The sequence below is a fragment of the Streptomyces sp. NPDC087270 genome, from assembly GCF_044744625.1.
Lineage (GTDB): Bacteria > Actinomycetota > Actinomycetes > Streptomycetales > Streptomycetaceae > Actinacidiphila.
Genome location: NZ_JBIUYR010000013.1, coordinates 165973 through 188841, shown reverse-complemented (window position 1 = coordinate 188841; position 22869 = coordinate 165973). Strand labels below are relative to the sequence as shown.

Sequence of the window (22869 nt, the reverse complement as noted above, 5' to 3'; positions counted from 1 at the left end):
GCCCATCCCACGACTCCAGTTGCTCCGCCCCGACCACGCCCCCGCGGTGCTCGCCTTCGAGCGGGAGAACCGCGCGTACTTCGCGGCATCGGTGCCCGACCGGGGGGACGCGTTCTTCGCCGAGTTCGACGCGCGGTTCGCGCAACTGCTCGCCTACCAGGCCGCCGGGACCGACTACCCGCACGTGCTGGTGACCGCGGACGGCGAGGTGGTCGGCCGGGTGAACCTGATCGAGGTGGACGCCGACGGCTCGGCGGAGCTGGGCTACCGGATCGCGCAGAAGGCCGCCGGGCAGGGCCTGGCCACCGCGGCGGTGCGCGAGGTACGCGGCCTCGCCGCCACCTCCTACGGACTCGTCACGCTGCGCGCCCGGGTCACCCACGACAACCCGGCCTCGCGCGCCGTCCTCGAACACAACGGCTTCGTCCCCGTCGCCGCCCTGACCCTCAACGGCAAACCGGCCACGTCCTACCGCTGCGCCCTGGAGTGACCCGGGCGCGGGCCGTGGAGGGCGTCGAGGATGTGCGGCCAGGCGGCAGCGCCCAGCAGCGCGTCGGCCTGCGGGGTGCCGCCGTAGGCGAAGTGCGGGGAGGGCCGGGCCGGGAGCTCGCCCGGGAAGACCGGGCGATGGCCCGCGTCCGGCCGGGCGACCAGGCGCACCGTGGCGCCTGCCGCGCGGCGCCGCACGGCCAGCCGTTCCGCGAAGGGCAGGGAGGGCCACATCGCGTCGTCCCCACCGGCCACGAGCAGCACGTCGGCCCGGGCGCGCTCCACCGGGATGTCGGCCGCCGGGAGCAGGTGCGGATACGTACGCTCGCTGAGCTCGTACCAGCCCCTGACCGCGACGGGTCCTGAACTCCCTTCGGGGGGAGCCCAGTTGTCGTCCATCGGGACGAAGGGCAGCGGGCGCCCCCGCCACGTCCAGGACGAGCGGTACGGCTGCTGCCGACCGTCGGCGCCGGGGCCGACGTTGCACCAGACCCGCGAGGTGGGCGACAGCGCGACGACCACGTCCACCTGGGGTTCGTACACCGCGGTCAGCAGGGCCGCTTCGGCGCCCTTGGACAGGCCCAGGACGCCGACGCGCCGCGCGCCGCCGGCCCGGAGCAGGCCGACGGCCGCGGTGAACGTCTCCAGCGGGATCTCGCAGATCCCCGGTGGCTGCCCCGGGCCGCCGAACCAGCGCGGCGCCAGCGCCCGCACGCCCTGCCGGGCCAGCACGCGCGCCCGCTCCCGCTCGACGCGCCCGCTGGAACCGCCCAGCACCACGACGCCGACGTCGCTGCCTCCGCGCGGGCCCACCAGCACCCCTTCGTACGGGTCGGTCAGCTCCTGCTCCTCGACGTCCATCAGCGGGCGCCCTCGGCGCAGCTCCGGCTCACGCCTCGACGGTGCCGGCCAGGCGGCGGATGACGCGGGCCGGGCTGCCGACCGCGAGGACGCCGGAGGGGAGGTCCTTGGTGACGACCGAGCCGGCGCCCACCACGGTGTCGGCGCCGATGGTGACGCCCGGGCAGACGATCACCCCGCCGCCGAGCCAGACGTTGTCGCCGATGGTGATCGGCAGGGCCTTCTCCCATCCGGCGCGGCGCCGCTCGGTGTCCAACTCGTGGGTGGGGGTGAGCAGTTGGACGTTGGGGCCGATCTGCACGTCGGCGCCGACGGTGATCGGGGCCGCGTCGAGGAAGACCGCGTTGAAGTTGACGAAGGTACGCGCGCCGATGCTGATGTAGCTGCCGTAGTCGCACTGGAACGGCGGCCGGATGCCCACCCCTTCGCCGACGGAGCCGAGCATCTCGCGCAGCGCCGCCTGCCGCCGCTCGGGGTCGGTCGCCGTGTTGAACACCCGGCACAGCTCCTCGCGCCGCCGGGAGTCCGCGCCCAGTTCCTCGTCGTCGGCGATGTACCACTCGCCGGCCAGCATCAGCTTCTTGTTCTCACCCATGGGCCCCAGTCTGCCTTCCCCCGTCCCGTGCGCTCCAGGGGTTTGGGGCTTCGATGCCCGGCCGCCGCCTCAGTGCGAGGCGGCCTGCTCCCAGACGAAGCCGTCGGGGTCGGTGAAGGCGCCGCGGTCACCGCCGACGACGGCGAGGCGGTGCGATCCGGTGCCGTCGGGGGCGACGCCGGCGTCCTTGGCGAGGGCGCCCCGGCCGTACAGCGCCAGCTTGACCGGGCTCGACGGCGCCGCGAACTCGACGTACTTGCGGCCGAAGCTCTTGCCGACGGTCAGGCCGTGCTCGACGTAGAACTCCTTGGTCGCCTTCACGTCCTCGACGCCGAGCAGGAGCACGACCTGGTCGACGTCCCGGGTGGCCGGGCCCTTGTCCTTCTTCTCCGAGGTCGCGATCTTCCACAGCGTCCCGTCGGGGGCCCGGACGACGCCGCCGTAGCCCCAGAACGACTTGGCGGCCGGCTTCACCGCCGTGCCGCCGGCGCCGACCGCGGCATCGACGAAGCCGTCGACGGTGGCCGGCCGCGCCACCGTGAGCGACAGCGTGAACCCCCGGAAGCCGGTCGTGGGGGCTTCGGCGGCCCTGACGCGGACGCGGTCGCCCAGGCCGAAGGCGGTGGCGTAGAAGTTCTCGGCGGCGGCGGGGTCCTCCGCCTCGATGATCACGGATTCGATGGAAGTCATGATGCGAAGTTATCCGCGGCCCGCCGACCCCCGCTTCTCGATTCCTGACCGGTCTGCTCCATTCGGCTCCCTTGCGTTCGGCGCCGGCCGGCCGGCTTCCTTCCGGTCGCGCCCGGACCGGATCGGTGGCCGATGGGGATATTCATCAATCAGGCTTATCAGTTACCCTTACTTTCGTGGCCGAGGAACCGAACTCCCATGACACGGCCGCCGCCCTGCTGGACGGACTCGGCCTGCTGCTGCGGCGGATGCGCCAGATACGGATGGGCCCGGGCGAGCCCAGCGGCCCCGAGCGCACCGCCCTGGCGCGGCTGGACCGCGGCGGACCGGCGACCTCCGCGGAACTCGCCCGGCGGGAGCAGATCTCGCCGCAGTCCATGGGCGCGACCCTCGCGGCGCTCCAGGCCCGCGGCCTGGTCGAGGTGACGGCCGACCCGCAGGACGGGCGGCGCAAGGTGCTCTCCGTCAGCGAGGACGGGATGCAGGTGCTGCGCGACAAGCGCAGCGCGCGCACGGAGCTGGTCGCGGGCGTCCTCGACGCGCGGTTCGACCGCACCGAGCTGGCCCAACTCGCCACGGCTGCACCGCTGTTGCTCCGGCTGGCCGAGCATGTCATACCGCCCGACACGGACCCGCCAGGCGACGCGGACACCGGCTCCGCCACCCCCACCGGCCCCGACTCCGGCAACGGGACCGACTCCGGCCCCGACTCCGCCACCCGCTCCGCCACCGGCACCGGCACCGCCACCCACGGGACGGACCGATGAGCGCCGCCGCGCCCGCGCCCGGGGCCAAACCGGCGGGCGACCGCTACAAGTGGGCGGCGCTCACCAACACCACCGCCGCCGTCTTCATGTCCTCCCTCGACGGCTCGATCGTCCTCATCGCGCTGCCCGCGATCTTCAACGGCATCCACCTGGACCCGCTGGCCCCCGGCAACATCGCCTACCTGCTGTGGATGATCATGGGCTACCGCCTGGTGCAGGCCGTCCTGGTCGTCACCGTCGGCCGGCTCGGCGACATGTACGGGCGGGTACGGATCTACAACGCGGGCTTCACGCTCTTCACCTTCGCCTCCGTGCTGCTGTCCTTCGATCCGTTCGACGCCGAGCACGGCGCGATGTGGCTGATCGGCTGGCGGCTGCTACAGGCCGCCGGCGGCTCGATGCTCACCGCGAACTCCGCGGCGATCCTCACCGACGCGTTCCCGCGTGAGCAGCGCGGCTTCGCACTGGGCATCAACCAGGTCGCCGGCCTGGCCGGGATGTTCATCGGGCTGGTGGCCGGCGGTCTGCTCGCGACGTGGGACTGGCGCGCGGTGTTCTGGGTGAACGTACCCGTCGGTGTCTTCGGCACCCTGTGGGCGCGGCGCAGGCTGCGCGAGACCGCCGGGCGCGGCGGCGGACGGATCGACTGGTGGGGTAACGTCACCTTCGCGGTGGGCCTGAGCGCGGTGCTGGTCGGCGTCACCTACGGCCTCCAGCCCTACCGCGGTCACACCATGGGCTGGGCGAACCCGATGGTGCTGGCCCTGATCATCGGCGGGGTGGTGCTGCTGGCGGCCTTCGTACTGGTCGAGAGCCGGGTCGCGTCCCCGATGATCCAGCTCAGCCTGTTCCGGCTGCGCGCGTTCACCGCGGGCAACCTCGCCGGGCTGGCCATCTCCATCGGCCGCGGCGGCATGCAGTTCGTGCTGATCATCTGGTTGCAGGGCATCTGGCTGCCGCTGCACGGCTACGACTACTCCCGCACACCGCTGTGGGCCGGCATCTTCATGCTGCCGCTGACCGCGGGCTTCCTGCTCGCCGGGCCGGTGTCGGGGTACCTGTCGGACCGGTTCGGCTCACGCGGGCTCGCCACGTCCGGCGCGCTGCTGTTCGGGGCGAGCTTCCTCGGGCTGATGTGCCTGCCGATCGACTTCGACTACTGGGTGTTCGCGCTGCTGATCGCGCTCAACGGGATCGCGAGCGGGATGTTCGGCTCCCCGAACTCCTCCTCGATCATGGGCAGCGTGCCCGCGCACCTGCGCGGCGTCGCCTCCGGTATGCGCGCGACCTTCCAGAACTCCGGCACCGCCGTGTCGATCGGGGTGTTCTTCTCCCTGATGATCGCGGGCCTGGCCGGCAACCTGCCGCACACCCTGACCGCCCACCTCCAGCAGAACGGGGTGCCGCACGCCGCCGCCGCGCAGGCCGGCTCGCTGCCGCCGGTCGCGTCGCTGTTCGCCGCCCAGTTGGGGGTGAACCCGGTCGCCCACCTGCTCGGCCCGAGCGGGGTGCTGCCGAAGCTCACCCCGGAGCAGCGGCACGCGCTGACCGGCCGCGAGTTCTTCCCGCATCTGATCTCCGGGCCGTTCCACTCCGGCCTGACGATCGTCTTCCTCTTCGGCGCGGCTCTGGCCGTGCTGGCCGCGATCGCCTCCCTGCTGCGCGGTGGCCGCGACGAGCCCGGCACCGGGCAGCAGGGAGAGCAGGGGACGTCGACCGCCGAGGGCACGGCCTCCGCCCGGGCGTCCTGACCGCGCTCGGGCGTGAGCCGGCTCCGGAGCGAGCCGGCTCAGGCGTCCTGAAGCTGCTCGACCTCGACGTGCTTCGGGTAGAACGCCACGTGCCCGGCGATCGCGCCGACCGCGTCGTACGGCTCGCGGTAGGTCCACACGGCGTCGGCGATGGTGTCGTCACCGGTGACCAGCGAGTAGTAGGACGCGTCGCCCTTGTACGGGCAGTACGTGCTGCTGTCGGTGGGGGTCAGCGCGTCGGCTGCCACGTCGGCGAGCGGGATGTACTGGACGGCGGGGTAGTCGGCCTCCTGAAGGGTGAGGGCGCGGGTGGTGTCGGCGACGACCTTGCCGCCGGCGCGCACCACGACGCGGGCGGCCGTCGGCTCGACGGTGATGGGGTGGTCGGGGCCGGGCGTCTTGACGGGGCGTGCCATGAGGACTCCAGAACTCCAGACGGATGGACCGGGCTTCTTCCTTCGACAACCCCGGGCGGTCAGCCGCCATTCCCGCCGAACCCGGACAGCCGGCGCTGCACCTGGAGCAGGTACTCCTTGCGGTTCAGCGGGTTGTGGTCGGTGCGCGGCCGCTCGGGCACCCGGCCGGTGACCGGCTGGTAGTGGTGGAAGGCGCTCTCCAGGACCCCTTCGCCGCGGGTCAGGGTCGGCAGCTGCTGCTCCAGGTCGTGCACCCGGGCGGCGGGGATGTCGCCCTCCAGTTCGTATCCGCCGTCACGCGCCGTGGGGGTGCGGGGCGCGGCCCCGAGCCGGGCGAGCGCGGGCAGCATCGTGCCGAGCGCGTCGGCGGGCAGGTCGAGGCGGAAGCGGTGCATCGGCTCGTGCACGGTGGTGCCCGCCTGCCGCAGCGCCGCCAGCAGCACCAGCGGGGTCACGCCGCGGAAGTCCGCGCCGGTGCTGGACATGCTCTTGTCGAACGTGGCGTGGGCGTGGCTCTGCCGCGGGCTGTAGCCGGAGTGCGTCATGGTGACCACGCAGTCGGTGACCCGCCAGCCGTACAGCCCCTGCTCCAGCGTCCGGCACACCGTCTCCTCGACCGCGGCGAAGAACGCGTACGGCATCGCGCCCAGTTCCACGCCGAGTCGGAACCGCACCCCGCTGCCGACCGGTGCCGGCTCGACCCGCAGGCCGACCGTGGCCAGGAACGGGTTGCCGTCCTTCCCGTTGTACTCGACGGCCTCGCCGGTGCCGACCGGGCGCTCGATGTGCAGGGTGGTGGTCTGCCGGAAGTCGACGGCGAGCCCGAACTCGTCGGCCAACGTGGCCTGGATGACCTCCTTCTGCACCTCGCCGTAGAGCGACACCGCGATCTCCCGGCGCTGTTCGTCCCGGCGCAGGTCGATCAGCGGGTCCTGCTCGGCGAGTTGGGCCAGCGCGGCGTGCAGCGCGCCGCGCTCGGCGGGGCACCGGGCGCTGACGACGGTCTCCAGCGACGGGGGCGAGAAGTGCCGCTGCCGCTCATGGCCGGCGGGCGCCGCGCCGACGGTGTCGCCGATCCGTACCTCGCCCAGGCCCCAGATCCGGGCGATCCGGCCGGCCGGGACGCTGTCGCGCCGGGTGTCGGTGCCCGCGTCGAAGACGCTGATCGCGGTGACCTTGCCCGCGCCGGCCTCACCGGCCTCACCGGCCTCGCCGACTTCGCCGCCCGCGCGGTGCACCGGCAGCCGGTCGCGGGTGCGTACGGTGCCGGCCGTCACCTGGACGTAGGCGATCCGTTCGCCGGCCGCGCCGCGCTCCATCTTGAAGACGGTGCCGGCCACCGGTGCGGCCGGGTCGGGGCGCCGGGCGGGCAGCAGTTCGGCGATGCCGGCGATCAGCGCGTCGGTGCCGGCGCCGGTGACCGCGGAGCCGGCGTACACCGGGTGCACCTCGGCGGCGGCGGTCTGCTCGGCGAGCGCGGCGCGCAGCCGGGCGTGGTCGACGGCCGTCTCGTCGCGGACGTACGCCGCGAGCAGCCGGTCGTCGCGGCGGGAGAGCAGGTCGGCCAGCCGGGCATCGAAGCCGGGGTCGGCGGCGGTGTACGGCAGCGCGGCGGCCTGCCGCGTGCCCTGGTCGCGGGCGCCGGCCATCGGGACGATGTCGGGGGTGAGGCGGTGCGCGACGGCGTCGAGGGTCCGGTCGAGGTCGGCGCCGCGCCGGTCGAGCTTGTTGACGAAGATCAGTGTGGGGATGCGCAGCCGGCGCAGGGTGCGCATCAGGATGCGGGTCTGCGGCTGGACACCCTCGACCGCGGAGACCACCAGCACCGCCCCGTCGAGCACGCCGAGCACCCGCTCCACCTCGGCGATGAAGTCGGGGTGGCCGGGTGTGTCGATCAGGTTGACGTCGGTGCCGCCGAGCGCGCCGGGCAGCGTGAACGACACCACGGCCGACTTGATGGTGATGCCGCGCTGCTTCTCCAGGGCGAGGGAGTCGGTGGTGGTGCTGCCCTGGTCGACGCTGCCGATCTCGTCGATGACACCGGCGGCGTACAGCAGCCGTTCGGTCAGGCTGGTCTTACCGGCATCGATGTGCGCCAAGATGCCGAGGTTGAGCGAGGGGAGCGATTGCACGAAGCGTCATGTCCTCGAGGTCGGGGGTGTGTCCTGACTGAGCCGGCATGACGGAACCGCGCATGATCATCGCTCCTGGGGTCGGTGTGCTGTTTCGGTTACCGGCCGATCACAGCAGAGCCGCCGGGCGGCGGCAACGTGTTTTCCGGGTGCCGCGGACCCCCGTCCGCGGCGCGGCTCATCGGCCCGTACCGCTCCCGCCGCTCACACCCCCGCGCCGCTCGCACCACTCGCACCACCCGCGCTGCCCGCACCGCCCAGCAGCACGGCGGCGACGTCACCCGCTCGGGCGATTCCCTGCGCCCGGCCCGCCTCCGCCGCGGCCGGACGGCGCGCGGGGTCGAGGGGGTTGTGGCCGAACGCCCGGCGGGCGGCGGCGTCGGGGGTGAGCAGCAGCGTGCGCACTCCGGTCCGGGCCAGGGCGGCGGTCTCCGCGGCGGCACCGGGGTGCGGGCCGGGCACGTCGGGGATGGGGGCGAGCACCACGGCCCGGGCCTGGCCCATGGCGAGGGCCGGGTTGGCGCCGGAGCGCACCCCGCCGTCGATCCAGTGCCGGCCGCGCGCGGCGATCGGCGGCCAGATCCCGGGCACCGCGCCGGACGCGGCGACCGCGCGGCGCAGTTCGACCTCGCTCGCCCGGTCGAAGTACCCCGTCTCGCCGCTGTCCGCGTCGACCGAGGCGATCCGCAGCGGGCGTTGCGGCCACGCGGCGGCCGGGAGCAGCCGGCCGATCTCGGCGAGCACCTCCTCCTCACCGGTCCGTACGGCACCGCGCCCGAACCGGCCGAGCCGGCGCGCGGAGCCCGCGGAGGAGCGGCTGCCCAGCGCGGCCCACAGATAGCGGGCGGTCAGCACGAGGCCGATGCGCAGGTCGGGAGAGTACGCCGTCCCGTCGGTCTCCTGCGCGAACAGGTCGTCCGGCCGCTCCCCCGCGGTGATCCGCGCGCCGAGCACGGCGCCGGCGGACGTGCCGACGACCAGGTCCGCCGCCGTCAGGTCGCACCCGGCGTCCGCCAGGCCCTTCAGGACACCGATCTCCCAGGCCATCGCGGTGAACCCGCCCCCGCCGAGCACCAGCGCGGTGCCCTGCCCGCCGTTGGGTGCGTCGGGCGCGGCGGGTGCGTCGGGTGCGGCAGCACCTTCGGGCGCGTCGGCTGTGTCGGGCGCGGCCGGCGAGTCGGGCGCGTCAGGACCTTCGGACATGGAGAACCCCGTTCCTGTGTCGAGCGGCAGCGCTGCGGACCTTTAAACGGGGAGCACTCCCCGTTTTCCGAGCGACGGTAGCAGCCGCGCCAGCGGTGGCAACGCCCGCCCCGCCAGGCCCACTTCGGGCGCGGGTCAGCCCAGCAGGACCGGCAGCGAGGCCAGCCCCCTGAGCAGGGCGCCGGTGCGCCAGGCCGCAGCGGCCGGGTCCACGTCGAGGGCGAGGCGCGGGTGTTGCTCGAAGAGGACGCGCGGTGCGATCGCCGCCTCCGCGCGGGACGGCGGCGCACCCGGGCAGTGGTGGACGCCGTGCCCGAAACCGAGGTGGACGGGAGGGGCGCGGGGCCGGGCGGTTCGACCGCGGGCGGCGCAGCGTACGGGCAGATCGCGGGCCCCTCCGAACGGACGGCGCCCCGGCCGCGCCGACATCGGGCCGCCCTCCGCATCGGCCCGCCACAGCACACGGCCGCCACAGCACAGGGCCGCCACGGCGCCGGACCCTCGCCGCGGCCGGCCCCCGCCCGCCCGGATCGCCTCGGGTACGGTGCCGGTATGGACCGCACCCGCCCGCACGGATCGCCGCAGGCCGAAGCGGCGCCGCGGCGGCGGGATGCCGCGCGCAACCGGGAACTGCTGCTGGCGGCCGCGCACGCGGTCTACGCCGAGCACGGCGTGGAGGCGCCGATCGACGTGATCGCACGGCGGGCCGGGGTCGGCAACGCCACCCTCTACCGGCACTTCCCCGACCGGGGCGCGCTGGTGGAGGAGGTCTTCCGCGAGGCGCTGGGGCGCATCCGGGAACAGGGCGAGCGGGCCAGGACCGCCGAGGACGCCTGGGCCGGGCTGTGCGGCTACCTCGACGCGGTCTTCGGCATGCTGGCCGCCGATCGCGGCGCCAACGACCTGATGACGACCGGGCTTTCCGGTGTGCCGTCGCTCGACGCGCTGCACGCGCACAACCGCGAGACGCTCGCGGCACTGCTGGGCCGGGCCCGGGCCGACGGCACCGTCCGCCCGGACGCCACCACGGAGGACCTGCTGCTGGGCCTGCTGGCGCTGGGCCGCGTCGTCCCCGCGCTGGCCTCCGTCGAGGCCGGTGCCTGGCGCCGCCCGCTCGCCCTGCTCCTGGACGGTCTGCGGTCGCGGACCGAAGCAGACCTGCCAGGGCCGCACTTGACGGAGCGTCAATTCGCTTCCGTGCTGGCCGACTTCCGCACCTGACCGGCGGACGCGGCCGGTCCCCCCGGGTCAACCGGACGGCGCGCCGGCCCTCGGCGGGCAGTCGTGCCGGGCGCCGGTCAGCCCCATGACGTTCAGCACCGGCTCCCCGTCGTCGGGGATCTCGAAGGTGAAGGTCGCGCCGCTGGGCGTGGCGGTGAGCGCGCACTGGCTGCCGAAGGTGAAGCCGGCGCACGGCTCCCAGGGGCAACCGGCCCGGTCGAGGGCGTCCACCACGTCCCGGTGGGTGAGGTGAGCCGGGAACGCCTGCGACCTTCCGGGGACGGTGGAGGGCAGTTCGATCACGTCGCGCCAGGTCTGGACGCAGATCGGCGACCCGACTCTTCGGCAGCGGCAGACGGTCAGTTCGAGGTCGCCGTACGCGTACAGGCGCGGCCACCGGCCCGGCTCACCCCTCGCGCCGGCGTCCCACGGCTCGCCGAAGGCCGCGGTCACCTCGTCCCAGCCGGCGCCGACCTGCACCGGTCCCCACCGGCCCGTCGTCGCCATGCCGGCCAGGATGTCGGGTATCGCCACGCGGAGATCATGGCATCCGGCCCGGCCGCACTCCCCCGCTTTTCCGGCCCGGCGCCACCAGCCGCCTTCAATGGCCCGTAATAGATCCATTACGGTCGCGGCACCCGCGGACCCGGGGCCGGGGCGGCGGCGGGCAGCTTCGGGGTGCGGCGGGTGCCGGGCCAGCCGACGGCGGGCGGTTCCGGGGTGCGGCACGTGGGCGGCGGATGGGCGGAGAATGGGACGCATGAGCGAGATGCCCGAGCCGGCCGGTGCCGGCACGCTGAGCGGTGCCGCGTTCTTCCGGCCCGTCCGGGCCGGCAACGCGTTCGAGGAGACCGTCGAGCGGCTGCTCCAGGTGATCAAGCTGGGAGTGGTCGCGCACGGCGAACGGCTGCCGCCGCAAAGGGAGTTGGCGGAGCGCTTCAACGTCAGCCGGGTGACCCTGCGCGAGGCGCTGGGTTCGCTGGAGCAGGCCGGTTACGTGGAGTCGCGGCGCGGCCGTACCGGCGGGACCTTCGTCCTGCACCGGGCCGGCGGCCAGGACGGCCCGGGGCCGGGGCGGATGGCCGAGCGCGCGCCGGACGAGCTGGAGGACACCCTCGCCTACCGCCAGGCGCTGGAGATCGGCGCGGCCGAACTCGCCGCCAGCCGCACGCTGCGCCCCGAGGAGCGCCGCCACCTGGACAACCGGCTGCGGGACACGCACAGTTGCGACCCGGTCGACTACCGGCAGATGGACTCGCGCTTCCACCTGGCGATCGCCGAGCTGAGCGGTTCACGGTCGCTGGCCGCGAGCATCGCCGACACCCGGATGCGGCTCAACGACCTGCTCAACGCGATCCCGCTGCTGGAGCGGAACATCGAGCACTCCCAGGCCCAGCACGCCCGGATCGTGGCGGCGATACTCGGCGGCGACCCGGCCACGGCCCGCCGGGCGGCCGAGGAGCACCTGGCCGCCACCGCGTCGCTGCTGCGCGGCTTCCTCGGCTGAAAGGCGTTCCGGCCGTTCAACGCCCGGCACGGACAAGGCTCTTGACGGCGTACCTGGCGGAGTGAGACGGTCTCCCACCTAATGGACCAGCTCCATTCCATTGACCAGCTCGGGAGATGCCCCGGCCGCACCCGCGGTGCTCCGACCACGCCAACCTCCCCAGAAGGTGCCCATGTCTGTCCCCCGCCCACCAGACGACACCGAACCCTCCCCCACACCCTCTGACGCCGCCGTCCCCGCGCCCTCCGACACTCCCGCGCCCTCCGACACACCCTCTGACGCCGCCGTCCCCGCGCCCCGCGACGCGGCCCCCTCCTCCGACGAGCAGCGGCTGCGCGAACTCGGCTACGTCCAGGAGCTGGCCCGCTCCATGTCGGGCTTCTCCAACTTCGCCGTCTCCTTCTCCATCGTCTCGATCCTCTCCGGCTGCCTGACCCTCTACGGCTTCGGCATGAACACCGGCGGCCCCGCGCTCATCACCTGGGGCTGGCCGGTCGTCGGGCTGATGACCCTGTGCGTGGGCCTGTCCATGGCCGAGATCTGCTCCAGCTACCCGACCGCCGGCGGCCTGTACTACTGGGCGGCGAAGCTGGCCCCCTCCCGGGCACCGGCGTGGAGCTGGTTCACCGGCTGGTTCAACTTCCTCGGCCAGGTCGCGGTCACCGCGGGCATCGACTACGGCGCCGCCACCTTCCTCAACGCCCTGCTGGACCTCCAGTTCGGCCTGTCGGCCACGCCCGCCCACACCGTGGAGATCTTCGCGGTGATCCTCGTGGCGCACGGCCTGCTCAACACCCTGGGCGTGCGGCTGGTCGCGCTCTTCAACGACGTCAGCGTCTGGTGGCACCTGCTCGGCGTGCTGATCATCGTCGGCGTGCTGGTGTTCGTGCCCGACCACCACTCCTCCGCGTCCTTCGTCTTCGGCAAGTTCGTCAACGACACCGGCTTCCACAGCCCGTTCTACGTCGCGATGCTCGGCCTGCTGCTGGCGCAGTACACCCTCACCGGCTACGACGCCTCCGCGCACATGACCGAGGAGACCCACGACGCCGCCCGCTCCGGCCCGCGCGGCATCGTCAACGCGATCGTGGTCTCGCTGGTGGCCGGCTGGGTCCTGCTGCTCGGCCTCACCTTCGCCATCCAGAACTACGACGGCGAGCGGACCAGCGGCAGCGGGGTGCCGCCGGCCCAGATCTTCATCGACGCCATCGGGCACACCGGCGCCAAACTCCTGCTGCTGATCGTGATCGGCGCCCAGTTCTTCTGCGGGATGGCCTCGGTCACCGCCAACTCCCGGATGATCTACGCGTTCTCGCGAGACGGCGCGCTGCCCGGGTCGCGGCTGTGGCACCGGATCAACCCGCGCACCCAGACCCCGACCAGCGCCGTGTGGCTGGCCGCGGGCGGCGCGTTCCTGCTCGGCCTGCCGGCGCTGTGGAACTCCACCGCCTACGCCGCGGTCACCTCGGTCTCGGTGATCGGCCTCTACATCGCCTACGTCATCCCGGTGTACCTGCGGCTGCGGCAGGGCGACACGTTCGTGCGCGGGCCGTGGCATCTGGGGCGCTGGAGCCGTCCGATCGGTACCGTGGCGGTGGGCTGGACGGCACTGATCACCGTGCTGTTCATGCTTCCCACCGTCAGCCCGATCACCGCCCTCAGCTTCAACTACACCCCGGTCGCGGTTGCCGTCGTGCTGGGCTTCGCGGGGGTGTGGTGGCTGGTCTCGGCCCGGCGCTGGTTCACCGGCCCCCGGGTGCAGAGCAGCCTCCAGGAGTCCGACCTCGTCGCGAGCGATGTGGAGAAAAGTTGAGCAGCGTCCGCCTCACCTTCGACGATCTGCGCGAGCGCGTCGCGGCCAGCGCCGTCGACACCGTCGTGCTGGCGATGACCGACATGCAGGGCCGCCTCCAGGGCAAGCGCGTCGCCGCCGACTTCTTCCTGTCCGACGTGGTGCCGAACGCGGCGGACGGCTGCGGCTACCTGCTGGCCGTCGACGTCGACATGAACACCGTCGACGGCTACGCCCTCTCCTCCTGGGAGGGCGGCTACGGCGACCTCGTGCTCGCGCCGGACCTCGACACCCTGCGGATGGTGCCCTGGCACCCGGCGACCGCCATGGTCCAGTGCGACGTCACCCACCACGACGGCACCGCGGTCGGCGTCTCGCCCCGGCAGGTGCTGCGCCGCCAGCTCGACCGCCTCGCCGAGCACGGCTGGCACGCCTACGCGGGCACGGAACTGGAGTTCATCGCCTTCCGCGACACCTACGAGCAGGCGTGGGAGAGCGACTACCACCGGCTGACCCCGGTCAACCAGTACAACGTCGACTACTCCATCCTCGGCACCTCCCGGATCGAGCCGCTGCTGCGCCGTATCCGCAACGGGATGGCCGGCGCGGGCCTGACCGTGGAGTCGGCGAAGGGCGAGTGCAACCCCGGGCAGCACGAGATCGCCTTCAAGTACGGCCCGGCGCTGGCCACTTGCGACGACCACGCGGTGTACAAGACCGGCGCGAAGGAGATCGCCGCGCAGGACGGCGTGAGCCTCACCTTCATGGCCAAGTACGACGAGCGGGAGGGCAACTCCTGCCACATCCACCTGAGCCTGCGCGACGACGAGGGCCGCCCGGTGCTGGCGGGCGAGCGCCCGCACGGCTTCTCCACGGTGATGGAGCACTTCCTGGCCGGTCAGCTCGCCTGCCTGGCCGACTTCGCCCTGCTGCTCGCGCCGAACGTCAACTCCTACAAGCGCTACGTCGAGGGCAGTTTCGCGCCCACCGCGATCGCCTGGGGCCGCGACAACCGCACCTGCGCGCTGCGGGTGGTCGGCCACGGGCCGTCGCTGCGGTTCGAGAACCGGGTGCCGGGCGGGGACGTCAACCCGTATCTGGCGGTGGCCGCGCTCGTCGCGGCCGGGCTGTACGGCGTCGAGCACGAGCTGCCGCTGGAACCGGAGTTCACCGGCAACGCGTACGCCTCCGCGGCCCCGCGGGTCCCGGCCACCCTGCGCGACGCGGTCGACGCCTTCGAGCGCAGCGACCGCGCCGTGTCGGCCTTCGGCCCGGACGTCGTCGACCACTACGTACACGCCGGCCGGACCGAACTGGCCGCCTTCGACCGGGCGGTGACCGACTGGGAGCGGCGCCGCGGATTCGAGCGGCTGTGACCCGCCGCCCCCGCCGCCCGCTGATCGGCGTCACCGGCTACCTGGACGACGCCGCCTGGGGCGTCTGGCGGCAGCCCGCCGCCCTCGTCCCGCACACCTACGTCGAGTCCGTCACCCGCGCGGGCGGCACCGCGGTCGTGCTGCCGCCGCAGGCCGACGGCGCCGGCGACGTGCTCGACCGGCTCGACGGGCTGCTGCTCGCGGGCGGGCCCGACGTGGACCCGGCGCGGTACGGCGCGGCGCCGCATCCGCGCACGGGCGCACCGCACGAGGCCCGCGACGCCTGGGAGTTCGGCCTGCTGGCCGGCGCGCTCGACCGGGACCTGCCGGTGCTCGCGGTGTGCCGCGGGATGCAGGTGCTCAACGTCGCGCTCGGCGGCGCGCTGGTCCAGCACCTGCCGGACCGGGTCGGCGACAGCGCGCACCAGCCGGCACCGGCGACGTTCGGACGGCGGACGGTACGCACCCGGCCGGGCAGCTTCCTGCACGGCGTCCTCGGCGCCACTTCCGAGGTGTCCTGCTACCACCACCAGGCGGTCGGCGCCCTCGGTACGGGGCTGCTGCCCGCGGCCTGGAGCGAGGACGAGACCGTCGAGGCGCTCGAACGGCCCGGCGGCGGGTTCGCCGTCGGCGTCCAGTGGCACCCGGAGGCGGACGCGGCCGACCCGCGCCTGTTCACCGCGTTCGTGGCGTCGGTCCGGGGAGCCCGGGGAAGCGCGCCATGACGCCGGCCGCACGGGCGTACGGCTCGGCCGGTCGTCCCGCCGGCTCCGGGCGCCGGACCCGGACCCGCACGGCTCGCCGCACTCGGAGCCGCACCCGCACCGCTCACCGTATCGACCGCTCCCAGGACAGGGTGGACAGCTGATGCCCCGACCAGACACCGCCGCGGCGGACACCACCGCACCGGACGAGGCCGCCGAGCCGTGGCCGGTGGTGAACCCGGCCACCGAGGAGATCCTCAGCACCGTGCCGATGGCCGACCTGGCCGGGACGGACGCGGTGATCGCCCGCAGCCGCGCCGCGTTCGCGACCTGGCGCCGGGTGGCACCGGCCGACCGGGCCCGGCTGCTGCGGGCGTTCGCCGCCGCCGTGGACGCCGACCGCGCGCACCTGGCGGAGCTGGAGGTCGCCAACTCCGGCCACACGCTGGGCAACGCGCAGTGGGAGGCGGCCAACGTCCGCGACGTCATCGAGTACTATGCCGCCGCGCCCGAACGGCACTCCGGTCGCCAGATCCCGGTGGCCGGCGGCCTGGACGTCACCTTCCACGAGCCGCTCGGCGTGGTCGGCGTCATCGTGCCGTGGAACTTCCCGATGCCGATCGCCGGGTGGGCGCTGGCCCCCGCGCTGGCGGCCGGCAACACCGTGGTGCTCAAGCCGGCCGAGCTGACCCCGCTGACCGCCCTGCGGCTGGGCCGGTTGGCGCTGGAGGCGGGCCTGCCGCCGGGCGTGCTGGAGGTGCTGCCCGGCCGGGGCGACGTCGTGGGGCGGCGCTTCGTCACCCACCCGGACGTCCGCAAGGTCGTCTTCACCGGCTCCACCCGGGTCGGCAAGGAGATCATGGCGGGCTGCGCGGCCCAGGTGAAGCCGGTGACGCTGGAGTTGGGCGGGAAGAGCGCCAACATCGTCTTCGCGGACGCGGACCTGGCGAGGGCCGCCGCGACCGCGCCGTCCGCCGTCTTCGACAACGCCGGGCAGGACTGCTGCGCGCGTTCGCGGATTCTCGTCCAGCGCTCGGTGTTCGACGACTTCATGGCACGGCTGGAGCCCGCGGTGCGGGCGGTGCGGGTCGGTGACCCGTCCGACCCGGCCACCGAGATGGGGCCGTTGATCTCGGCCGCCCGGCGCGCCGCGGTCGCCGCGTACGTGCCCGAGGACGCCCCGGTCGCCTTCCGCGGCAGCGCCCCGGACGGCCCGGGCTTCTGGTTCCCGCCGACCGTGCTGGCCCCGGTGCGGCCCGACGACCGCGCGTTCACCGAGGAGATCTTCGGGCCGGTGGTGACCGTGGTCCCGTTCACCGACGAGGAGGACGCCGTACGCATCGCCAACGACACGTCCTACGGCCTGTCGGGTTCGATCTGGACCCGCGACGTGGGGCGGGCGATCCGGGTGGCGCGTGCCGTCGACGCGGGCAACCTGTCGGTCAACTCGCACTCCTCGGTGCGCTATTCGACCCCGTTCGGCGGGTTCAAGCAGTCCGGCCTCGGCCGCGAGCTGGGCCCGGACGCACTCGACGCCTTCACCGAGACCAAGAACGTCTTCATCGCCACGGAGGAATGAACCCATGACGCTCGCACCACGCCTGGACGGCCGCGTCGCCGTGATCACCGGAGCCGGCAGCGGCATCGGGCTGGCCAGCGCCCGCCGGATGGCCGCCGAGGGGGCCAAGGTGGTCTGCGTCGACGTGGACGCGGACACCGGCGCCGCCGCCGCGCAGGAGGTCGGCGGCCTGTTCGTCCGGGCCGACGTCACCGACGAGGACGCGGTACGCGGGATGTACGAGACGGCGGTCGCCACGTACGGGCGGCTCGACATCGCGTTCAACAACGCGGGGATCTCTCCGCCGGAGGACGACTCCATCCTCACCACCGGCCTGGAAGCCTGGCGCCGGGTGCAGGAGGTGAACCTGACCAGCGTCTACCTGTGCTGCAAGTACGCCATCCCGCACATGCAGCGGCAGGGCAAGGGCTCGGTCATCAACACGGCGTCGTTCGTGGCGGTGATGGGCGCGGCGACCTCGCAGATCTCGTACTCCGCGTCCAAGGGCGCCGTGCTGTCGATGAGCCGGGAGCTGGGGGTGCAGTTCGCCCGCGAGGGCATCCGGGTCAACGCGCTGTGCCCCGGGCCGGTCAACACCCCGCTGCTGCGGGAGCTGTTCGCCAAGGACCCGGAGCGGGCCGCCCGCCGCCTGGTGCACATCCCGCTCGGCCGGTTCGCCGAACCGGAGGAAGTGGCCGCCTCGGTGGCGTTCCTGGCGAGCGACGACTCATCGTTCATCACGGCGTCCACCTTCCTGGTCGACGGCGGGATCTCGGGGGCCTATGTGACGCCGCAGTAGCGGCCGGGGCACGCGGGTCCGGCGCCGGCGGCCAGGCGCCGGCGGCCCGACGCACGCCATCGGGCGCCCGCGGTCGGGCGCCCGCGGTCCGACATCGTGTTCGACGCACCCTGTTCGGCGCCGTCCCACGTGATGCACCCTGTCCCAGGCACCCCACAACCCAACGGAACGGCGGATCACATGAATGACGTCAGTCGCAGGAAGTTCATGGCCCTGTCGGCGGCAGCGGCCGCGGCGGCGACCGTCGGCGGCGCGGCGGACGCCACCGCCGCGGCCGCCCCCGGCGACGCGCCGGCCGCGGCACCGGCGGCCACCGGAACGCTGACCGACGCCAAGCACATCGTGATCCTCATGCAGGAGAACCGCTCCTTCGACCACTACTTCGGCACGCTGAAGGGCGTCCGCGGCTTCGCCGACCGCAGCGCGATCCAGGTCGCGGGCGGCTACAGCGTCTTCAACCAGCCCAACGGCGCCGGCCGGCAGTACCCGTGGCAGTTCAGCGCCACCGAGCCGGCCGGCGGCGCCGACCCCGAGCGGCTGGCGCAGTGCAGCGGCGACCTCGCGCACGGCTGGGCGGACCAGCACGCGGCGTGGAACGGCGGCCGGATGGACGGCTGGGTCGCCGCCAAGGGCAACGTCCGCACCCTCGGCTACCTCCACCGCGACGACATCCCCTTCCACTACGCGCTCGCCGACAACTACACCGTCTGCGACGCCTACTTCAGCTCCACGCTCAGCGCCACCGGCCCCAACCGCACCTTCCACTGGAGCGGCCAGATCGACCCGGACGGCCGGAGCGGCGGGCCCGCCTACGACGGCGGCTCGGAGTCGGGGCTGCGCTGGCAGACCTACGCCGAGGCGCTCCAGGACGCCGGGGTGAGCTGGAAGGTCTACCAGAACGCGGCGGACAACTTCACCGACAACGCCCTCGCCTACTTCACGCAGTTCACCTCCGCGGCCGCCGGCACCCCGCTGCACGACCGGGGCATGGGCTCGGTGCCCAAGGTGACCGGGAAGACCCCGGACGACATCGCCGCCGCGATCAAGGCCGACGTCCTGTCGGGCACCCTCCCCCAGGTCTCCTGGGTGGTGGCCGACGAGGGCTCCTCCGAGCACCCGTACGCGACACCGGCCGACGGCGCGCACTTCGTGCACATGGTCATCGACGCGCTGGGCGCCGACCCGGCCGTCTACAACTCCTCGATCCTCTTCCTCAACTACGACGAGAACGACGGCTTCTTCGACCACGTGCCGCCGCCGGTCCCGGTGGACGGCACCGCCGGCGAGTTCTGGACCGGCACCCCCGTCGGGCTCGGCGTCCGGGTCCCGATGATCGCGATATCCCCCTGGAGCAGGGGCGGTTGGGTCGACTCCGAGGTCTTCGACCACACCTCGGTGCTGCGCTTCCTGGAGACCTGGACCGCGGCCCTGGGCACCCCCGCCACATGCCCGAACATCAGCGCCTGGCGCCGCGCGGTCTGCGGCGACCTCACCTCGGCGTTCGACTTCGCCCATCCGGTGCCCGGGCTGCCCTCGCTGCCCGACACCTCGGCCGTGATCGGCGAGTCCACCTGCGCGCCGCTGCCCAACCCGGCGCCGGTGACCAACGCGCTGCCCGCGCAGGAGTCCGGCACCCGACCGGCCCGCGCGCTGCCGTACCAGCCGGGCGCCAACCTCGACCACATCGAGTTCGACGCCGGCGGCGTGACCCAGGTCTGGCTGGCGATGGACAACACCGACGCCCGCTCGACCCGCACGGTGCACTTCGCCGCCTACGCCAACGCCCACCGCGGTGGCGGCCCCTGGCAGTACACCGTCGCCGCGGGCAGCGCCACCAGCGACTTCTTCAACTGCGGCCCCGGCTACGGCGACGGGAAGTACGACCTCAGCGTGGTCGGCCCCAACCGCTTCCTGCGCCGCTTCCAGGGCGACACCACCGCGCCGGGCAAGGACGTCGCCGTCACGTCCTCCTACGCCGTCACCAGCAGCACCGGCAAGCTCGCGCTCTGGTTCGACCTCGCCAACAACGGCTCCGCACCGGTCACGTTCACCATCACCAGCGGCAACTACCGCACCGACGGCCCCTGGACGTACCAGGTCCCGGCCGGCGGGCATGTGGCCGACTACTTCAACGCGGTGGCCTACTTCAACGGCTGGTACGACATGACGGTGACGGTCAGCAGCGACCCGAGCTGGTCGCAGCGGTTCAGCGGCCACCTGGAGACCGGGCTGCCGAGCGTCAGCGGCTGACCGCCGGGGTCAGCCGCCGGCGGCCGGGGTCAACAACTGGCGGCGGCCGGGGTCAACGGCTGCGCGCCGCACGGCGGTTGGCGCGCAGCCACTCCTTGTTCATCGAGGTGATCGACAGCAGCGGGATGCCCTTGGGGCAGGCGGTGGCGCACTCGCCGGTGAGCGTGCAGCCGCCGAAGCCCTCGGCGTCCATCTGCCCGACCATGTCCAGCACGCGGCTCTCGCGCTCCGGTCCGCCCTGCGGGAGCGCGGCGAGGTGGTTGACCTTCGCGGAGGTGAAGAGCATCGCGGAGCCGTTGGGGCAGGCCGCGACGCAGGCGCCGCAGCCGATGCACTCGGCGTGCTCGAAGGCCCGGTCGGCGTCGGGCTTGGGCACGGGCGTGGCGTGTGCCTCGGGCGCGGCGCCGGTGGGCACCGAGACGTAGCCGCCGGCGGAGATGATCCGGTCGAAGGCGGAGCGGTCCACCACGAGGTCGCGGACGACCGGGAAGGCGGCCGCGCGCCAGGGTTCGACGTCGATGGTGTCGCCGTCGCGGAAGGACCGCATGTGCAGCTGGCAGCTGGTGGTGCGCTCGGGGCCGTGCGCGTCGCCGTTGATGACGACGCCGCACGCGCCGCAGATGCCCTCGCGGCAGTCGTGGTCGAAGGCGACCGGGTCCTCGCCGTCGAGGGTGAGGCGTTCGTTGAGGGTGTCGAGGACTTCGAGGAAGGACATGTCGGGCGAGACGCCGTCGACCTCGTAGGCGGTCATGGCACCGGGGGCGTCGGCGTTCTTCTGCCGCCAGATGCGCAGGGTGAGCCTCATGCGTAGCTCCGCTGGGTGGGGTGGACTTCGGTGAAGACGAGCTCTTCGCGGTGCAGCAGGGGCGGCGCTCCGGTGCCGGTGTACTCCCAGCCGGCGGCGTAGCTGAACTCGTCGTCGCGGCGGGCGGCCTCGCCGTCGGGGGTCTGCGACTCCTCGCGGAAGTGGCCGCCGCAGGACTCGGCGCGGTGCAGGGCGTCCAGGCACATGAGTTCGGCGAGTTCGAGGTAGTCCACCACGCGGTTGGCGCGCTCCAGGGACTGGTTGAACTCCGCCTCGGTGCCGGGCACCTTGATCCGGCGCCAGAACTCCTCGCGGATCTGCGGGATGCGCTCCAGGGCCTTGCGCAGGCCCTGCTCGGTGCGGGACATCCCGCAGAACTCCCACATCAGCTCGCCGAGTTCGCGGTGGAAGGAGTCGGCGGTGCGGTCGCCGTCGACGCTCACCAGCCGGTGCAGCCGCTCCTTGGTGCCGGCCATCGCCTCGACCACGGCGGGGTGTTCGGCGTCGACCGGGTCGGCGGCCGGGTGCCGGGCGAGGTAGTCGTTGAGGGTGGCGGGCAGCACGAAGTAGCCGTCGGCCAGGCCCTGCATGAGCGCGGACGCGCCGAGCCGGTTCGCGCCGTGGTCGGAGAAGTTGGCCTCGCCGATCGCGAACAGCCCGGGCACGGTGGTCTGCAGGTCGTAGTCCACCCACAGCCCGCCCATCGTGTAGTGCACGGCCGGGTAGATCCGCATCGGCACCTCGTACGGGTTCTCCGCGGTGATCCGCTCGTACATCTCGAAGAGGTTGCCGTACTTCTCCTCCACCGCGCGCCGGCCCAGCCGGGCGATGGCGTCGGCGAAGTCGAGGTAGACGCCCTGGCCGCCGGGGCCGACGCCGCGGCCCTCGTCGCAGACGTTCTTCGCGGCGCGGGAGGCGATGTCGCGCGGCACGAGGTTGCCGAACGAGGGGTAGATCCGCTCCAGGTAGTAGTCGCGTTCGGCCTCGGGGATCGCGGCGGGCGGGCGGGTGTCGCCCTGGGCCTTCGGCACCCAGATCCGGCCGTCGTTGCGCAGCGACTCGCTCATCAGCGTCAGCTTCGACTGGTGGTCGCCGGTGCGCGGGATGCAGGTGGGGTGGATCTGGGTGAAGCACGGGTTGGCGAAGTACGCGCCGCGGCGGTGGGCCCGCCAGATCGCGGTGGCGTTGGAGTTCATCGCGTTGGTCGACAGGTAGAAGACGTTGCCGTAGCCGCCGGAGGCGAGCACGACGGCGTCGGCGAGGTGGGTGCTGACCTCGCCGGTGACCAGGTCGCGGGCGACGATGCCGCGGGCCCGCCCGTCCACGACGACCAGGTCCAGCATCTCGGTGCGCGGATGGATCTCCACGTTGCCGGCCGCGATCTGCCGGGACAGCGCCTGGTAGGCGCCGAGCAGGAGTTGCTGGCCGGTCTGGCCGCGGGCGTAGAAGGTGCGGGAGACCTGGACGCCGCCGAAGGAGCGGGTGTCGAGCAGGCCGCCGTACTCGCGGGCGAACGGCACGCCCTGCGCGACGCACTGGTCGATGATCTCCACCGAGATCTGCGCCAGCCGCCGCACGTTGGACTCGCGGGCGCGGAAGTCGCCGCCCTTCACGGTGTCGTAGAAGAGCCGGTGGATGGAGTCGCCGTCGTTGCGGTAGTTCTTCGCGGCGTTGATGCCGCCCTGCGCGGCGATGGAGTGGGCCCGGCGCGGGGAGTCCTGGTAGCAGAACTGCACGACGTGGTAGCCCTGTTCGGCGAGGGTGGCGCCCGCGGAGCCGCCGGCCAGCCCGGTGCCGACCACGATCACGGTGTGCTTGCGGCGGTTGGCGGGGTTGACCAGCTTCGCGGTGAAGCGGCGGGTGTCCCAGCGGTCCTCGATCGGCCCGTCGGGGGCCTTGCTGTCGGCGATGGGCGCGCCGGTGCCGTAGCGGGTGTAGTCGGTCAACTCGGCT

The 22869-nt window shown here is 73.4% G+C and carries 21 protein-coding genes; 11 read left to right on the top strand and 10 right to left on the bottom strand.

What is annotated here, in order from left to right:
- The first annotated feature begins 4 nt into the window (after window positions 1-4).
- The gene (locus ACIPAE_RS25570) at window positions 5-490 is read left to right on the top strand and encodes a GNAT family N-acetyltransferase (RefSeq protein WP_402448244.1); all 486 of its coding nucleotides are present in this window, start codon (window positions 5-7) and stop codon (window positions 488-490) included.
- On the opposite strand, the gene ACIPAE_RS25565 is transcribed toward ACIPAE_RS25570, so the two are convergent.
- The 3 genes from ACIPAE_RS25565 to ACIPAE_RS25555 all read right to left on the bottom strand — a co-directional run bounded on the left by ACIPAE_RS25565 (window position 469) and on the right by ACIPAE_RS25555 (window position 2635).
- Entirely contained in the window at window positions 469-1350 is an 882-nt protein-coding gene (locus ACIPAE_RS25565; RefSeq protein WP_366412110.1) for an acyl-CoA thioester hydrolase/BAAT C-terminal domain-containing protein, read from the bottom strand. The two genes, ACIPAE_RS25570 and ACIPAE_RS25565, sit on opposite strands and share 22 nt — an antisense overlap.
- 28 nt (window positions 1351-1378) lie before the next feature.
- Window positions 1379-1945: a sugar O-acetyltransferase gene (locus tag ACIPAE_RS25560; RefSeq protein ID WP_366412109.1), complete on the bottom strand. Its 567-nt coding sequence runs from the start codon at window positions 1943-1945 to the stop codon at window positions 1379-1381.
- A gap of 69 nt (window positions 1946-2014) precedes the next feature.
- Window positions 2015-2635, bottom strand: coding sequence for a glyoxalase (locus ACIPAE_RS25555; protein ID WP_402448135.1), 621 nt, complete (start codon window positions 2633-2635; stop codon window positions 2015-2017).
- Between the two features lie 176 nt (window positions 2636-2811).
- On the opposite strand from ACIPAE_RS25555, the gene ACIPAE_RS25550 reads away from it, so the two are divergent.
- Together ACIPAE_RS25550 and ACIPAE_RS25545 are read left to right on the top strand one after the other, a co-directional pair.
- The gene (locus ACIPAE_RS25550; protein WP_402448133.1) at window positions 2812-3402 is read left to right on the top strand and encodes a MarR family winged helix-turn-helix transcriptional regulator; all 591 of its coding nucleotides are present in this window, start codon (window positions 2812-2814) and stop codon (window positions 3400-3402) included.
- Window positions 3399-5153, top strand: a complete 1755-nt coding sequence (locus tag ACIPAE_RS25545; RefSeq protein ID WP_329372019.1) for an MFS transporter — start codon at window positions 3399-3401, stop codon at window positions 5151-5153. Before ACIPAE_RS25550 ends, ACIPAE_RS25545 begins: the two co-directional genes overlap by 4 nt.
- Before the next feature lie 38 nt (window positions 5154-5191).
- Here ACIPAE_RS25545 and ACIPAE_RS25540 read toward each other — a convergent pair whose 3' ends face one another.
- From ACIPAE_RS25540 to ACIPAE_RS25525, 4 genes are all read right to left on the bottom strand, one after another.
- Window positions 5192-5569 (bottom strand): DUF427 domain-containing protein, encoded by a 378-nt coding sequence (locus ACIPAE_RS25540; RefSeq protein ID WP_328461063.1) that lies wholly within the window; start codon window positions 5567-5569, stop codon window positions 5192-5194.
- 59 nt (window positions 5570-5628) lie between these two features.
- Window positions 5629-7701: a GTP-binding protein gene (locus tag ACIPAE_RS25535; RefSeq protein ID WP_402448131.1), complete on the bottom strand. Its 2073-nt coding sequence runs from the start codon at window positions 7699-7701 to the stop codon at window positions 5629-5631.
- A gap of 204 nt (window positions 7702-7905) precedes the next feature.
- Window positions 7906-8904, bottom strand: coding sequence for a patatin-like phospholipase family protein (locus ACIPAE_RS25530; RefSeq protein WP_402448129.1), 999 nt, complete (start codon window positions 8902-8904; stop codon window positions 7906-7908).
- Between the two features lie 135 nt (window positions 8905-9039).
- On the bottom strand, window positions 9040-9333 hold the full coding sequence (locus ACIPAE_RS25525; RefSeq protein WP_402448127.1) for a hypothetical protein: 294 nt from the start codon (window positions 9331-9333) through the stop codon (window positions 9040-9042).
- Between the two features lie 123 nt (window positions 9334-9456).
- On the opposite strand from ACIPAE_RS25525, the gene ACIPAE_RS25520 reads away from it, so the two are divergent.
- A complete protein-coding gene (locus tag ACIPAE_RS25520) occupies window positions 9457-10125 on the top strand; it encodes a TetR/AcrR family transcriptional regulator (protein ID WP_402448125.1) in 669 nt (222 codons plus the stop codon).
- Between the two features lie 27 nt (window positions 10126-10152).
- On the opposite strand, the gene ACIPAE_RS25515 is transcribed toward ACIPAE_RS25520, so the two are convergent.
- A complete protein-coding gene (locus tag ACIPAE_RS25515) occupies window positions 10153-10659 on the bottom strand; it encodes a hypothetical protein (RefSeq protein ID WP_402448124.1) in 507 nt (168 codons plus the stop codon).
- Window positions 10660-10885: 226 nt separating this feature from the next.
- On the opposite strand from ACIPAE_RS25515, the gene ACIPAE_RS25510 reads away from it, so the two are divergent.
- The 7 genes from ACIPAE_RS25510 to ACIPAE_RS25480 all read left to right on the top strand — a co-directional run bounded on the left by ACIPAE_RS25510 (window position 10886) and on the right by ACIPAE_RS25480 (window position 20111).
- Window positions 10886-11632: an FCD domain-containing protein gene (locus ACIPAE_RS25510; protein ID WP_329372005.1), complete on the top strand. Its 747-nt coding sequence runs from the start codon at window positions 10886-10888 to the stop codon at window positions 11630-11632.
- A 172-nt stretch (window positions 11633-11804) separates the two neighbouring features.
- Window positions 11805-13445 carry an amino acid permease gene (locus ACIPAE_RS25505; RefSeq protein ID WP_402448122.1) on the top strand — a complete coding sequence of 547 codons (1641 nt, stop codon included), beginning with the start codon at window positions 11805-11807 and terminating at the stop codon, window positions 13443-13445.
- A complete protein-coding gene (locus ACIPAE_RS25500) occupies window positions 13442-14800 on the top strand; it encodes a glutamine synthetase family protein (RefSeq protein WP_402448121.1) in 1359 nt (452 codons plus the stop codon). The genes ACIPAE_RS25505 and ACIPAE_RS25500 overlap by 4 nt, the downstream gene beginning before the upstream one ends.
- Window positions 14797-15525 (top strand): gamma-glutamyl-gamma-aminobutyrate hydrolase family protein, encoded by a 729-nt coding sequence (locus ACIPAE_RS25495; RefSeq protein ID WP_402448120.1) that lies wholly within the window; start codon window positions 14797-14799, stop codon window positions 15523-15525. The genes ACIPAE_RS25500 and ACIPAE_RS25495 overlap by 4 nt, the downstream gene beginning before the upstream one ends.
- Before the next feature lie 142 nt (window positions 15526-15667).
- The gene (locus ACIPAE_RS25490) at window positions 15668-17083 is read left to right on the top strand and encodes an aldehyde dehydrogenase family protein (RefSeq protein WP_402448119.1); all 1416 of its coding nucleotides are present in this window, start codon (window positions 15668-15670) and stop codon (window positions 17081-17083) included.
- 4 nt (window positions 17084-17087) lie between these two features.
- On the top strand, window positions 17088-17861 hold the full coding sequence (locus ACIPAE_RS25485) for a 3-oxoacyl-ACP reductase (protein ID WP_329371995.1): 774 nt from the start codon (window positions 17088-17090) through the stop codon (window positions 17859-17861).
- A gap of 180 nt (window positions 17862-18041) precedes the next feature.
- Window positions 18042-20111, top strand: a complete 2070-nt coding sequence (locus ACIPAE_RS25480; protein WP_402448118.1) for a phosphocholine-specific phospholipase C — start codon at window positions 18042-18044, stop codon at window positions 20109-20111.
- Window positions 20112-20163: 52 nt separating this feature from the next.
- On the opposite strand, the gene ACIPAE_RS25475 is transcribed toward ACIPAE_RS25480, so the two are convergent.
- On the bottom strand, window positions 20164-20916 hold the full coding sequence (locus ACIPAE_RS25475; protein ID WP_328461081.1) for a succinate dehydrogenase/fumarate reductase iron-sulfur subunit: 753 nt from the start codon (window positions 20914-20916) through the stop codon (window positions 20164-20166).
- On the bottom strand, window positions 20913-22862 hold the full coding sequence (locus tag ACIPAE_RS25470; protein ID WP_329371989.1) for a fumarate reductase/succinate dehydrogenase flavoprotein subunit: 1950 nt from the start codon (window positions 22860-22862) through the stop codon (window positions 20913-20915). Before ACIPAE_RS25470 ends, ACIPAE_RS25475 begins: the two co-directional genes overlap by 4 nt.
- Window positions 22863-22869 lie beyond the last annotated feature (7 nt).

What these genes read in the sequence shown, in the direction of transcription:
- ACIPAE_RS25505 (WP_402448122.1), top strand. Translation starts at nt 11,805, where the DNA reads ATGTCTGTCCCCCGCCCACCAGACGACACCGAACCCTCCCCCACACCC.
- ACIPAE_RS25480 (WP_402448118.1), top strand. Translation starts at nt 18,042, where the DNA reads ATGAATGACGTCAGTCGCAGGAAGTTCATGGCCCTGTCGGCGGCAGCG.
- ACIPAE_RS25475 (WP_328461081.1), bottom strand. Translation starts at nt 20,916, where the DNA reads ATGAGGCTCACCCTGCGCATCTGGCGGCAGAAGAACGCCGACGCCCCC.
- ACIPAE_RS25485 (WP_329371995.1), top strand. Translation starts at nt 17,088, where the DNA reads ATGACGCTCGCACCACGCCTGGACGGCCGCGTCGCCGTGATCACCGGA.
- ACIPAE_RS25520 (WP_402448125.1), top strand. Translation starts at nt 9,457, where the DNA reads ATGGACCGCACCCGCCCGCACGGATCGCCGCAGGCCGAAGCGGCGCCG.
- ACIPAE_RS25525 (WP_402448127.1), bottom strand. Translation starts at nt 9,333, where the DNA reads ATGTCGGCGCGGCCGGGGCGCCGTCCGTTCGGAGGGGCCCGCGATCTG.
- ACIPAE_RS25560 (WP_366412109.1), bottom strand. Translation starts at nt 1,945, where the DNA reads ATGGGTGAGAACAAGAAGCTGATGCTGGCCGGCGAGTGGTACATCGCC.
- ACIPAE_RS25540 (WP_328461063.1), bottom strand. Translation starts at nt 5,569, where the DNA reads ATGGCACGCCCCGTCAAGACGCCCGGCCCCGACCACCCCATCACCGTC.
- ACIPAE_RS25490 (WP_402448119.1), top strand. Translation starts at nt 15,668, where the DNA reads ATGCCCCGACCAGACACCGCCGCGGCGGACACCACCGCACCGGACGAG.
- ACIPAE_RS25545 (WP_329372019.1), top strand. Translation starts at nt 3,399, where the DNA reads ATGAGCGCCGCCGCGCCCGCGCCCGGGGCCAAACCGGCGGGCGACCGC.
- ACIPAE_RS25565 (WP_366412110.1), bottom strand. Translation starts at nt 1,350, where the DNA reads ATGGACGTCGAGGAGCAGGAGCTGACCGACCCGTACGAAGGGGTGCTG.
- ACIPAE_RS25530 (WP_402448129.1), bottom strand. Translation starts at nt 8,904, where the DNA reads ATGTCCGAAGGTCCTGACGCGCCCGACTCGCCGGCCGCGCCCGACACA.
- ACIPAE_RS25555 (WP_402448135.1), bottom strand. Translation starts at nt 2,635, where the DNA reads ATGACTTCCATCGAATCCGTGATCATCGAGGCGGAGGACCCCGCCGCC.
- ACIPAE_RS25510 (WP_329372005.1), top strand. Translation starts at nt 10,886, where the DNA reads ATGAGCGAGATGCCCGAGCCGGCCGGTGCCGGCACGCTGAGCGGTGCC.